This window comes from Streptomyces sp. NPDC024017 (assembly GCF_040638895.1).
In the GTDB taxonomy this organism is placed as follows: Bacteria; Actinomycetota; Actinomycetes; order Streptomycetales; family Streptomycetaceae; genus Streptomyces.
The window spans coordinates 1-13,448 of record NZ_JBEZYZ010000003.1; the positions used below are offsets into that span (position 1 = coordinate 1).

Sequence of the window (13,448 nt, forward strand, 5' to 3'; positions counted from 1 at the left end):
CCGGGTCACGGAGCGCTGCTTCCACCACCTGGAGGCGCCGGTGCTGCGCGTGGCCGGGTTCGACATCCCGTACCCGCCGCCGATGCTCCCCAGCGCGGCGGACACGGCGGCCGCACGGGACGCCGTCCGGCAGGCCGCCGCCCGGCGCCCCGGGCGGCAGGCCGAGCAGGTCGTGCAGGTGCAGATCGGGCGGCTGGAGGTCACGGCCGGCGGCGCGCCCCAGGGCGGCGGCCGGCCCCGGCCCCGGGAGTCGGAACGCCCCGGGGCCACCGTCAGCCTGGCGGACTACCTGGCCAGGGGGCGCGAGTGAGCGGCCACCGGCACGCGGACGTACGACGAGAAGCAGCACGACGAGAAGCCGCACGACGAGAAGCAGCACGACGAGAAGCCGCACGACGAGAAGCCGCACGACGAGAAGCAGCACGACGAGGAGAGGGACCGAGGAACTGACGCCATGAGCAACGCACTTGCCCTCGCCCACGTCACCCAGGCCCTCGCCCTGCTGATCGAGGCCAACCTGCCGCCGGACATCGACATCGCGGTCAAGGTCGAGACGCGCAGGCCGCCGGCCGACCCGCCGCTCGAACCCACCATCACCGTGTTCCTCTACCAGGTCACGCCCAACACCTCGCAGCGCAACAACGACCTGCCGACCCGGGCGTCCGACGGCACGCTGGTCCGACGGCCCGCCGCCGCGCTCGACCTGCACTACCTGATCAGCGCGTACGGCGAGGAGGCCGAACTGGTCGGGCAGCGGCTGATCGGCTCGGTGGTGCGCACGCTGCACGAGATACCCGTACTGCCTCGGGACATCATCGAACTCGCGGGCCAGCGACCGTACTTGGGCGGCAGCGACCTGGCCGACGCGGTGCAGCGGGTGCGGTTCACCCCGGCGGCGATGGACGTCGACGAGACGTCCAAGCTGTGGGGAATGCTGCACCAGACGCCGTACGCGCTGTCGGTCGTCTACCAGGCCGTGCTGGTCCTCATCGACGGGCGCGAGACGCCGGTGCCGGCGAAGGCGGTGGAACGGCCGGAGGTACGGGTGCTGCCCTTCGGGGCGCCGGGGGCGCCTTCGCCGGACCCCGTGCCGCAGGAGCCGGCCGCGCCGCCCCCGCAGGAGGCCGCGGAGTCCGCTGACGAACCCACGAAGGCCGTGGCCGGGACCGAGACGAAGGCGCCCGCGAAAGCCCCCGCGAAGACGGCCGCGAAGGCGCCCGCGAAGACGGCCCGGGGCCGCAAGGCGGCGCAGCCGGCCAGGAGCGCGACGAAGGCGGCCGCCAAGCCCGCCAAGTCCGCGCGGAGTCAGCCGGCGGCAAGGAACGCGGACGCGGACGGCAGCGAGGACACGGAGAACTGAGGCACATGGCAGCGACGGGGGCAGGTGAGGACATGGGAACGCACCGGACGGCCACGGCCGAGACCGGAGGCGCCGCCGCCCTGGGCGACGGCACGACGCTCACGGCGGAGATCCGGCGTGTCCTGGCTCGCGTCGACGCTCATGCGCTGCGCGGCACGGAGGGCGAGGAGCGAGAGGCGCACACCCCCGCGCCCGAGCTCACCGACGGCCCCGGCACCGCCCCCCTCGACGCCCTGGTCACCTGCTTCGGTCTCACCGCGTTCGAGCGGGACCTCGTCCTGCTCACGGCCGCACAGGAGCTGGAGCCCACCGCCGCCGCGCGCTGCGCGGCCGCCAGCGGGGACCCGGACCGGGCCCACCCCACGTTCTCCCTCGCCCTGGCCGCCCTGGACGAGCCGCACTGGAGCGCGCTGCCGCCCGTGGCGCCGCTGCGCCGCTGGCGGATCCTGGAACTGGACGACGAGTCACGGCTGACGACCTCCCGGCTGCGGCTCGACGAACGCATCTTGCACTTCCTGCTCGGCTCGCCCTACCTGGACGCCCGGCTGCACGGCCAGGCGCGCCGCACCTCCGTACCGGACCGGCTGCCGCCGTCGTACGACCTCGCCGCGAGCCGGGTCGCGGCGGGCTGGACCGACGGCGCCCGCCCCGACGCGCCGCTGCTCGTCGAACTCGTCGGCGGCGATCTGCGCAGCCGCGCCGACATCGCCGCAGCCGCCGCCGCGCGCGCCGGGCTCGGGCTGTACGCGATGAGCGCCGAGGACATCCCCGTCGACCCCGCCGAGCGCGACCGGTTCGCCCGGCTGTGGCAGCGCGAGGCGATCCTGCTGCCGGCCGCCCTGCTCGTGGAGTTCGGCGAGCCCGACCGGGAGCAGCAGGCGGCCACCGACGCGTTCCTGGCCGGGGCGGCCGTGCCGGTCGTCGTGTCGAGCGCCGACCCCCGCCGCACGGACCGTCCGTACGGCACCCGGGTGAGCGTGCCGAGCCTGAACGACGAGGAGCAACTGGCGCTGTGGTCCGAGGCCTTCAGCGACGTCGCCGACCTGGAGGAGCGCGAACTGCGCTCCCTGATCGCCCAGTTCCAGCTCCCGCCGCACGTCGTACGGTCCGCCGCCGCGACCGTACGGCGTGAACTGCCCTACGAGGACGAGCTCGACGCCGCGGGGCTGGCCTGGCGAGCCGGTATGGACGAGGCCCGCGTCGGCATGGACGAGCTCGGCCGCCGCATCGAACCGCAGGCCGGCTGGAACGACCTCGTGCTGCACGAGCGGCAGACCGGCGTGCTGCGGGAGATCGTCGCTCACGTACGGCAGAGGTCGGTGGTCCACCAGGAGTGGGGCTTCGGCGCGACCCTGCGCCGGGGCCTCGGCGTCACCGCGCTCTTCGCGGGCGGCTCCGGCACCGGCAAGACCCTGGCCGCGGAGGTGATGGCGAAGGAACTCGGCCTCGACCTGTTCGTCGTCGACCTCTCCCAGGTCGTCAGCAAGTACATCGGCGAGACCGAGAAGAACCTCCGCCGGGTCTTCGACGCCGCCGAACGCGGCGGCGCCCTGCTGCTGTTCGACGAGGCCGACGCCCTGTTCGGCAAGCGCAGCGAGGTCAAGGACAGCCACGACCGGTACGCCAACCTCGAGGTCAGCTACCTGCTCATGCGGATGGAGGCCTACCGCGGCCTCGCCATCCTCACCACCAACATGAAGAAGGCCCTGGACAACGCCTTCCTGCGGCGCATCCGTTTCCTGGTCGACTTCCCCTTCCCGGCCGAGCACGAGCGCGCCGAGATCTGGCGCCGGGTGCTGCCGTCGAAGGCCCCGGTGAAGGACATCGACCCGCAGCTGCTCGCGCAGCTCACCGTGGCGGGCGGCTCGATCCGCAACATCGCCCTGTCCGGGGCGTTCCTCGCCGCCGAGGAGGGCGAGGCGCTCCAGATGCGGCACATGCTCGCCGCCGCCCGAACCGAATACCTCAAGCTGGAACGCTCCTTGACGCCGACGGAGGTCCGCGGATGGGTGTGACACAGAGCGGCGGGACCGCGGTGGGTGCGACCCCGGCGCCTCGCGAGATCCGCGTGGACATAGGCGAACTGGTCCTCGACGGCTTCCGTGCCGACCCCGACCGGGTGGCCGCCGCCTTCGAACACGAGCTGACCCGGCTGGTCCGCGAGCGCGGCGTACCCGCCGACGGCCCCTGGACGGCCGACGTCCTGTCCGGACTGCCGCCGCTGCCCGCCGGGCTGTCCGCGCGGCGGCTCGGCCAGGAACTGGCGCGGGCCGTGCACGAGGGCCTGTGCGGCCGCGGGGAGGTGACGTCGTGAGCAACTCCCGGACCCAGGACGGCCGTTCCGAGCAGTCCGCCGAGCAGCGCCGCCGCAAGCGCAAGGAGCGTGCGGCCAAGTCCCGTGCCCCCGAGCCCAGGGACATCGTCAGCGGCGCCGGCCAGCCGCTCGACCCGGGCGTACGACGGGAGCTGGAGGAGCGTCTCGGGCACGACCTGAGCCGCGTACGCCTGCACACCGGACGGGACGCCGGAGAGCTGGCGGACCTGCTCGGGGCGGACGCGGTCGCCGTCGGCCAGGACATCTTCTTCGGCGAGGGGGCGTACCGGCCGGGCACGGACGAGGGCCGCCGGCTGCTCGCCCACGAGCTCCTGCACACCGTCCAGAACCCGCACGGCCTCGGCGCGTTGCGGGCCGGGCGTGAGCTGGGTGCGGTGAGCCTGCCGCAGCAGGCCATCGAGCGGGAGGCGGAGTCGGCGGCCGAGGACCTGGTGCGCGACACGGGTTCCGGCGCGGCCGTCCCCGCTCCGGACGTGGAGGAGGGGCAGGCCACCCCCGGCTGGCTCCGCTACGCGACCGTCGACGCCGATCGCCGCCGCATGGAGCAACTGGACCCCGCGACCCTCGTCGACCGCATCGCCAACGGCCTGCTGCGCTCCCTGCGCGGCGACCCGGAGGACCGGTCGGGCCGCGTCCGGATCCAACTGGCCCGGATGGCACCCGAGGTGCAGGACAGCGTCCTGGACCGGCTGGAACTGCGGCTGCCCGCGCCGGTCGTGGACCGGCTGCTGGAGGGCGTGGAGGAGACGGAGCGGGCAGGGCCGCTGCCGATGGACGCCGCGGCGGCTCCCCACGCCCTGCCCGGCGCGACGGAGGAGATCGAGGAGGAGCGCGCTCGCGAGGACTCCGAGGCGGACCGGGCTCCCGAGCGGGACGTACGGCCGGAGGAGCCGGACCGGCAGGGTGATGAGCCCGAGGACGCCCGGGGCGAGGAGGCCGTGGAGGCTGCCGGCCAGGAGCAGGGCGCGGAGGGTTCGGCCGCGCGGCAACAGGGTGCCGAGGGGGCGGCCGCGCGGCAGCAGGTGGGCGCCAAGGACGAGCAGGAGCGCTCGCAGGGCCGGCAGGAGGAGAAGGACGCCTCCGGCCGGGACGCGCGGCAGGACGCAGGCGACGAACGCAAGGACGCCTCGGACACCGAACGCGAACAGCAGGACCAGGACAAGCAGGACGAGCGCGCCGCCGAGCAGGACGAGGGCGGACCCGAGGACGAGGCCGCCCAGGAGCCCGAGAAGCAGGCCGGCGAGCAGGAGCGGGGCGAGGACGAGGCCCCGGCCGAGGTTTCCCGCCGCCAGGCCACCGCTCCGGGCACCGTCGACCGCAGCGGCGCCGAGCCCGGGGAGAAGTCCCGGACCGGCGGCGATTCCGGAACCGTCCGTGCGGTGGGCGACCCGGAGAACGAACGGGACGCCGACGACGAGCCGTTGGGGCTTGAGCCGGAGTCCGAGCAGTACCAAGCCGACGAGGACGCTCGGACGGACGAGGCGCCGGGCGGCGAGGAGGCACCTCCCTCGGAGGCCGACCTCCTCGGGCACACCGACGCGGCGAAGAATGCGAGCCTCATCGAGGAACGGCAGAAGGGCACGGCCCCTCGGCCCCAGCTTCCGTCCACGGACGTCGCCTCGGTGTCGGACGGGGCGCAGCAGGACGAGCGGCCCGGGACCGCTCAGGACGCTGCGTCGTCCGTCGAGGAGACGGCGGGGGGTGACGACGTACCGGATGCCGTCACCTTCGGGCCGGACTCCGGGCAGCAGCCCGGGGCCGACGAGGCCACCGAAGCAGCGGGTGCGGACGCCGGGGCCGCCCGTGCCGTTGCCGCGGCCGGTGGCGACCGGGACCGGAAGCAGGCGGAGGAACGCACCCAGGACGCCGACGCCCGACGGCGCGACGAGGAGGGCGGGGCCGTCGACGGTGCCATGTCGGACGGGGCGCCGCAGCCCGGTGAGGCGGCCGCGCCCGATCGGCTGGCCAAGGCGAACGAGGACGCTCGGACGCAGAGCGCTGCTTCGCCCTCAGCCGGCGCGGCAGGGGCGGAAGGTGCGGGCCGAGGTGAGAGCACCGGAAAGCCAGAGGCCGCTCGCAGCGGCGCGACCGAACAGGGCACCGGAGCCGCGCAGGGCACGGCCGAGCAGGACGGCAAGGCGGCATCAGGTACCGGAGACCGACGCGGCGACAACGCCGACCGGAACACGCCCGCTCCGGAGCCCACGCCCGCTCCCGGTGGGCAGGACGTCGCCGAGGGCAAGGGCGACGCGACCACCCCCGGCCCCCGGACCGGCCCGGAGAAGGTCTCGACGCCCGGGCCCGTTGGCGCCCCCGAACTGGCGCCGGGCAATGGTCCGTCCCCCATGTCCGGACGGCCGGAGGCCGCGACCAACGCTCCCCGCTCCGCCGGTGCCCCCGGCAGCGCTTCCAAGGCCGCCGATGCCCCGGGCGTCGACGGCTCCGCCGGATCGGCCGGTGGTTCCACGGGCTCGCGCGCCCGTCCGGCGGGCAGCAAGCGCCAGGCGGCACGAAAGGCCGCGAAGACCGCGTCGCGCCGAGACGGCGGCGGCGGCGGCCGTACATCCCCCGCCCCCGTCCGCTCCGGCGGCCGCGCCGGCGGCGGTGGCAGCCCCGCCGCGTCCGGCGGCTCAAAGGCCAAGGCCAAGAAGGAGACCCCGCCCCCGGACGTCTCCAACGCCACCCCCGAGTCCGGCCTGTCGACGGCCGCGGGGCTCAAGCCTCACCAGGCTCTGGAGACGCTCAAGGGCGTCGGCAGCGCGGTCGGCCGCTCGGTCGACAAGGAACGCACGGCTCTGCGCAAGGCGCCCCCGAAGATGCAGCGGCCCTCCGGCTCCCCGCGTACGGTCCCCGGAGGCCCGCAGGCGGCGTCCCCGGGCACGTACACGAACGCCAAGGTCGCCCGTACGAACGCGGCTCAGGGCAAGACACCCGAGATCCGCGGCGAACAGAAACCGGAAGGCGAAGTTCCGGGCGCGAACGTGCCGGAACCGAGCTGGTGGGACATCGCCGTCACCATCGGCGCCCAGCTGTTCGGCAAGCTGCTGAAGGAGATCCTGCCGCTCGACGACCTGATCGACTCGATCCTGGGCCTGCCGACCAAGGACGAGGGTCTGCAGAACGCCCGGGTGGGCGACGCCCCGAAGCTTCCGCTGGAGAACGACTCCGACCCGCAGCGCACCGACGAGCAGGGCCGCAAGCTCGACGAGCGGAAGAACGAGCTGCACCAGTCGGGACGTGACGACGCGGCCCGCCCGATGGGCGAGGACCAGATCTACCCCGACGTGCCCAAGGAGACCCTGACCGGCAAGGTGGCCGGGGGGAAGAAGGGCGCCAAGGCCGGCGGCGCGCGGTCGGTGTCCGGCGGCGGTGTGCCGATCGAGTCGGCCTCCGCGGTCGCCGAGCACGACCGGGGCCCGCAGATCCAGGCGGGCTTCTCCCAGGGCCGCCAGAAGATGGGGCAGGAACGCCAGGCCAAGGACAAGAAGGCCGCCGACGACCGCAAGCAGCACGACCGGGACCTCCAGAAGGAGGTCTCCGCCAGCGGCAAGAAGCAGTCGGACGCCCGCGACAAGGGCCGTTCCGACATCGCCGATTCACGAGACCAGTGGCGCAAGGAGCAGGACGACAAGGTCTCGGAGATCGACGACAAGAAGGGCAAGAAGTACGACAAAGTCCGCGACGACATCAAGAAGAAGGAGGAGGACACCGACAAGGACGTCGACAAGCGGACCGAGGACGACAACAAGAAGATCGACGACGAGCAGACCAACGCCGAGAAGGAGGCGGAGAAGAAGCAGGAGGAGGGCAAGGACGACGCCGACAACTGGCTCGAAGAGGCCATCGAGAAGCTGAAGGAGTTCTTCGAGACCCTCAAGAACGCCATCAAGAGCGTCTTCGAGAAGGCCCGTCAGGTCGTCACCGACCTCATCGACAAGTTCAAGCAGCAGGTCTTCAAGCTCATCGACGACGCCCGCAACTGGGTCATCGACCAGATCAACACCTTCGCCGACGCGCTGATCGCCCTCGGCGACGAGCTCCTCGCCGACTACCCGGCGATGCGCGACAAGTGGCGCAACACCATCGACGGTGCGCGCGACTGGGCCGTGCAGAAGGTCAACGAGGCGGCGGACGCGCTGAAGGAGGTCGCGGGCAAGCTCCTCGACGGCCTGTGCGGTGCGCTGCTGGCCGGCCTGGACGCCCTGGAGGGCGGCCTGCTGGCGGCGGTCGACATCGCCGAGACGGTGACCGTCGGCGCGCTGGAGTTCGGCGCCGCCGCCGTCGCGGCGCTCGGCGAGTGGGCGGCCATCTTCAACGACATCGTCTCCGACCCGGGCGACTGGATCAGCAAGGCCGGTGCCGCCGCGGAGACGGGTGCGAAGGAGCACCTCTTCGAGGAGGTCAAGACCGCCGTCAGGGCCTGGTTCAACCAGAAGGTCCAGGAGATCATCGGCATCCCGATGGAGGACTTCCAGGAGCTGGTCTCCGGGGGAGTGTCCGTCGAGCAGATGGCGCAGATGGCCTGGGACGAGGCACTGCCCCAACTCCCGGTCATCATCGGCGTGATGGTCGTCGAGAAGGTCGTCGCCAAGCTCATCCCCGGCGCCGGCTGGGTGATGGCGATCATCGACGCCCTCCAGACCGCGTGGGGCGCCCTCAGCGAGATCCTCGCCGCGTTCGGCCTGTTCATGGACTTCCTGAAGTCGGTCAAGAGCGGCAACGGCGCGCTGCCCTTCGCGAAGGCGGTGGCGGCCGGTGTCGTGGCCCTGCTGGAGCTGATCTACACGTTCCTGATCGAGGGCGTCGGCCGGTTCATGGGCAAGGTCGCCGACCGGCTCGGCGACATGCTGAAGAAGATCCGCACGAAGAAGCCCGGGCCGGGCCGTCCGGAGGCACCGAGCAAGCCCGACGACGAGAAGCCGAAGGACGACAGGCCCAAGGACGACGACACCAGGGACACGGACAAGCCGGCCGACCGCCCCGCCCCGCGCAAGCCCTCGCCCGACAAGACCTCCCGCCCCCCGTCCAAGCCCCGCCCCGGCAAGCGCACCTCCCCGGAGAAGAAGCCGCGCCCCTCGCACTCCACCCGCCCGAAGAAGCGCCGCGACGACGACGAACGCCGCGAGGAGGGCCGCGAGGTGAACGCGGCCAGGCGCCGAGCACGGGACGCCGAGCGCAGGATGCGCGACGACGACAGGGACGAGCGCGGACGTGGGGCCGACCGCCGCGGCCCGGCCCGGGACACGCTCCGCGACCGGCGTCGCCCCGGCGCCGACAGGAGGGACGGCCGTGACCGCGACGCCCGCGACACGCGCCCCGATGACCGCCGCACCGACGACAGACGGCGCCCCGACGAGCGCCGCCGGGACACCGACGGCACGCCCGACCGCCGCTCGCGGGACCGGGACCGTCAGCCCGGTGACCGGCCTCGCCGCAGCCCCCTCCGGCGCGCCCGCCAGACGGTCAAGGCGGCCGTCAACCGCGCCCGCCGGGCGACGAGCAAGCTCTACGGGAAGGCCCGTCACCGGCTCGGCAACCGTCTGAACGACCGGCTGCGCAGGCTGCGGGACCAGTGGCGGCGCCGGCACGACCGGGACCGCACGCGTCACAGGGACCGTGACCGGCGCCGCGACAACGACAGGCGGCGGGAGGAGACCAGGCAGCAGCAGGCGCCGCCGCTTCCCCGGGTGCGGTTCCGTATGGCCGACGGCGAGGTGCACACCTTGCTGTTCAACGGCCGTACGCAGAGCGCCGACCTCGTGGTGCGCAGTGTGCAGCAGGCGATGAGCGCGTTCTTCGCCGACTGGCAGGCGGACATCGCGACGATGCCTGCCGGTACCGAGAAGAAAGCCCAGACGACCGCCCTCAACAAGGCGGACGCGCTGGCTCAGAACGTCGACGCAATGCAGAACAGCATGTCGCCCCGATACACGACCGCGAACTACGGCAGCCGTCCGATCCCCACGAACATCCGGTCCTGGCAGTACAAGCGACTCCAGACGGCGATGGTCAAGCTCGCCCGCCTCCTCGAAGAACGCGACACGAACAACAACAACGATATTCCCCCCGCGGTGTTCCCACCGTTCGTGGACAACGTTCGGGCACGGAATTTCAAGGCCTACTACCTGCAACAGGGCATCCCGAAGGGGCAACCAGCAGGTTTGCACAACAAGAAGCCACCCAACCCCGTCGGGTGGAGCCAAGCCCTTTCCCAGGCTCCGAACAACTTCGTCAAGATGCACCTCCTGCCCTTCAAGCTGGGCGGCCTGGCATCCGGCTCGAATCTCGTACCGGCGCCGGGCGACATCAATACGCGATTCCACTACGGCGTCGAAGACGAAGCGAACACGGCGAGGTCGGCGGCGGGGAAGGCGATCTGGTACACCGTCCGGGTCAAGTTCCGCAGCAATCCGCACGAGTTCTTCCCCGAGAACGTCATGACCCGGTGGAACTACCACTACAAGTCCGGGAACACGTGGAAGGAAAGGCCGCCGATCACGGCGCCGAAGCACCACTACACCGAGGACATACCGTTGCCGAAGTTCATCGAAGTGAACCGGCAGAGCGAAGAGGACCGCATGTTCTCGAAGTACTTCAAGGCATCCACCAAGATGGCCGCGGAGATCAGGAAGCTGTCCCGTCAACGGCGGTTCCGAAACGTCGGCGATCTCACCACGCGGCTGGAGAAACACCTGAAGGCGACCAGCAGCCCGTTGCAGAGCGAGTTCAGCACGGTCCAGGCGGAGATCCGCGCACGACACATAGAAGGACTGATCTCCTACTGACCACGGCACCGCCCCACGCCTGACGAACGGAGCTACCCCATGACCGACCTGAACCCCGCCGAACGACGACTGCGGCTGATGATGAGCGAACTGCGAGAGGCGTCCGAATTCGAGGTGCACGATGCCCTGCCCGGTGTCGTCGACCCCGCCTGCGAGGACATCGTCGCGGCATTTTCCGGTATCACGGTGTCCACGGGTATCTCACTGGACGGCGCGCTCAAGGACTGTTTCGTTCGTTTCGACCGGTGCTCGGCCAGCTGGAGCATGGAAGGCTCGGAGAACGACCTCTCCGGAGAGTTCTGCATATCGCACCTGCCCGCCGTGGTCGCCACCGAGGCGCCTCCCACGGCGACGGAGCTGATGACCCAGGACGAACGGCAGCGGTACGCGGAGTTCAGGGTGCTGGACGATCACCCGGTGAGCGGGACGGGCGCCTTCGCGGCGCTGCGCCTGAACCCGGAAACCCCCACCCCGGAGATCTGGTACCACGACTTCCACTACAACCTGGGCGGCTTCCGGATGGCGCTCGACCACTGCCGCTATCTGGACGCCCTCACGCTCACCAAGGGGACGTTCGGCTGGCAGTTCCTGTTCTGCGATGTCTCCTTTGCGGACGACGACTTCGTGGGTCTGGGGGACGAGCTGGGAGAAATGCTCGACGTCTTCCCCCGCCTCTTCCCCGACCACGACTACACGGACCTGCGCGCCCGCCTGGAGGCCCGCCTGTGACCCGCTACGCCGACATCCCCAAACCGATCCGCTCCGGCATCGTCGTCGTCAACCCCGACACCGGCACCCCCCAGCGCATCATCGTGCTGCAGTTCAACCCCGACACCCTCGAACGAAGCGTCAGCCCCCAGTCGGCCGGTGACAGCGGGGACGCCGGAGGCGGCGGCACCGGCAGCGGGGACCGCAACGAGGCGTTGCGGCTCAAGGGCCCCGCGCAGGAGACCTGGAAGTTCACCGCCGAGATCGACGCGACCGATCAGTTCGAGATCGCCGCACCCGACGGGATCCACCCCCAGCTCGCCACGCTGGAGATGCTCGTGCAGCCGACCACCGCCCAACTGCGCGCCGCGAGCAAGCTGTCGCAGAAGGGCGCCATCGAGATCAGCCCGATCGAGATGCCGCTGACGCTGTTCACCTGGGGCAGCAAGCGGGTCATGCCGGTGCGGCTGACGGAGCTGTCCGTCAACGAGTCCGCCTTCGACGTGAACCTCAATCCGATCCGGGCCTCGCTCAGCATCGGGATGAAGATCCTCACCGTCAGCGATCTGCCCGCCGGGCACCGCGGTGCCGATCTGTACATGGCGCACCTCGCGCAGAAGGAGCGGCTGGCCGCCGCGGCCCGGGGCGGCAGCCTCGGCGCGCTGGGCCTCGGCGGCGGCCTCGGCGCGGCGGCGAGCGCGAGCGCATCGATCAGGAGGGGCTGAGCCACCACCATGGCCGACATCGAACCGTACGAGAGCGCCCTGGACGCCATACCCGGAGCTCATCCCTATCCGCGCACCAGCCGCTACCACGACGCGGAGATCGGGGTGCACCGACAGGCCGACGGGACCGAAGTGCGCTACACCAAGCGCCGGTTGCTGCCCCCGCTCGACGACACCGGGCAGGACGCCGCACCCCATGTCGTCGGTGCCGGGGAGCGGCCCGATCTGCTCGCCCAGCGGTACTTCGGCGACCCGGGGCAGTGGTGGCAGATCGCCGACGCCAACCCCGTACTCGATCCGCGTGAGCTGACCGAGGAGGCCGGGCGCGTCATCGACATCCCCCTCGCCGGCGGCTTCCCGCAGGGGGACCGGCGTGTTTGACCTGCCCGTCGGGCAGGGCCCCGTCCACATCACCCTCCTGATGGGGCCCAAGCTCGCCCGCCCCGTGCCCGCCGAGGTCACCGAGGCCCTGCTCTCCGCCCAGATCACCGCCACCGCCGGCGAACGCAGCGGGTTCCAGCTCGCCTTCGACCTCACCAAGAACGGCATCATCAGCCGACGGCTGCTGCCCGAGGGGTTCTTCGACCCGAAGACGCGGCTGATCGTGACCGTCAACGTGCGCGGCACGTCCGCCGTGCTGTTCGACGGGCTCGTCGTACGGCAGGAGGTCGGCGCCAGCAACCGGCCCGGCCACTCCACCCTCACCGTCACCGGCGAGGACCTCACCCTGCTCATGGACTTGGAGGAGCGCACCGCCCGCTACCCCAACCTGCCGCCGTCCGAGCGCGTGCTCGCCATCCTGCGCCGCTACTCCGACTACGGCATCCGGCCCGACGTCTACACCGAGAAGGTCGCCCAGCCCCCGCACCAGGACCTGCGCGTGCACTACCAGACCGGCACCGACCTCCAGTACGTCACCGAGCTCGCCCGCGCCAACGGCTACACCTTCTACCTGGAGCCCGGCCCCAATCCCGGCCAGTCCTCCGCCCGTTGGGGGCCGGAGGTCCGGCTCGGCATCCGCCAGCACGCCCTCAACGTCAACCTGGACGCCCACTCCACCGTCGACCAGATGACGTTCGCCTACGACGGGACGGCCCGGGAGGAACCGCAGGCCCGCTGGCAGGACCCGGGGACCCGGCAGTCCACCCTGCTGCCGCAACCGCCGATCAGCCCGCTGCGGCCGCCCCTCGGCCGGCGTCCCACCCCGGCCCTGAAACGCAGGACGCTGTCCGGCACCGCCAAGCAGCAGCGCGAGCAGGCCGAGGCCGAACTGCTCGCCCGCGCGGCCGTCTCCGCCGACGTCGTCTCCGGCTCCGGCTCCCTCGACGTCAACCGGCACGGCTACATCCTCCAGCCCCGCCAGCTCGTCGGCGTACGGGGCGCCGGACGGGCCTACGACGGCGACTACTACGTCAAGTCCGTCACCCACAACCTTCGGCCCGGCTCGTTCCAGCAGAACTTCACCCTCTCCCGGGAGGGCCTGGAAGCCCGCAGCGACTACGTCCGGCCGTAACCCGCACCCACCAACGACCCAC

The 13,448-nt window shown here is 71.9% G+C and carries 8 protein-coding genes and 1 pseudogene; all 9 read left to right on the forward strand.

Annotated features, from left to right (window positions below):
• Nucleotides 1–310 (forward strand): annotated as a pseudogene (locus AB0G20_RS08350) (hypothetical protein); the annotation flags it as partial.
• Between the two features lie 144 nt (nt 311–454).
• On the forward strand, nt 455–1,360 hold the full coding sequence (locus AB0G20_RS08355; protein WP_361297746.1) for a DUF4255 domain-containing protein: 906 nt from the start codon (nt 455–457) through the stop codon (nt 1,358–1,360).
• 32 nt (nt 1,361–1,392) lie between these two features.
• Entirely contained in the window at nt 1,393–3,375 is a 1,983-nt protein-coding gene (locus AB0G20_RS08360) for an ATP-binding protein (protein ID WP_361297749.1), read from the forward strand.
• Nucleotides 3,366–3,674, forward strand: coding sequence for a hypothetical protein (locus tag AB0G20_RS08365; protein WP_361297752.1), 309 nt, complete (start codon nt 3,366–3,368; stop codon nt 3,672–3,674). Before AB0G20_RS08360 ends, AB0G20_RS08365 begins: the two co-directional genes overlap by 10 nt.
• Nucleotides 3,671–10,480 carry a DUF4157 domain-containing protein gene (locus AB0G20_RS08370; protein ID WP_361297755.1) on the forward strand — a complete coding sequence of 2,270 codons (6,810 nt, stop codon included), beginning with the start codon at nt 3,671–3,673 and terminating at the stop codon, nt 10,478–10,480. Before AB0G20_RS08365 ends, AB0G20_RS08370 begins: the two co-directional genes overlap by 4 nt.
• Before the next feature lie 39 nt (nt 10,481–10,519).
• Nucleotides 10,520–11,209, forward strand: a complete 690-nt coding sequence (locus AB0G20_RS08375) for a hypothetical protein (protein ID WP_361297758.1) — start codon at nt 10,520–10,522, stop codon at nt 11,207–11,209.
• Complete coding sequence (locus AB0G20_RS08380; RefSeq protein ID WP_361297761.1) at nt 11,206–11,913, forward strand: hypothetical protein; 708 nt, start codon at nt 11,206–11,208, stop codon at nt 11,911–11,913. Before AB0G20_RS08375 ends, AB0G20_RS08380 begins: the two co-directional genes overlap by 4 nt.
• A 9-nt stretch (nt 11,914–11,922) precedes the next feature.
• The gene (locus tag AB0G20_RS08385) at nt 11,923–12,294 is read left to right on the forward strand and encodes a hypothetical protein (RefSeq protein ID WP_361297764.1); all 372 of its coding nucleotides are present in this window, start codon (nt 11,923–11,925) and stop codon (nt 12,292–12,294) included.
• On the forward strand, nt 12,287–13,426 hold the full coding sequence (locus AB0G20_RS08390; RefSeq protein WP_361297767.1) for a hypothetical protein: 1,140 nt from the start codon (nt 12,287–12,289) through the stop codon (nt 13,424–13,426). Before AB0G20_RS08385 ends, AB0G20_RS08390 begins: the two co-directional genes overlap by 8 nt.
• Nucleotides 13,427–13,448 lie beyond the last annotated feature (22 nt).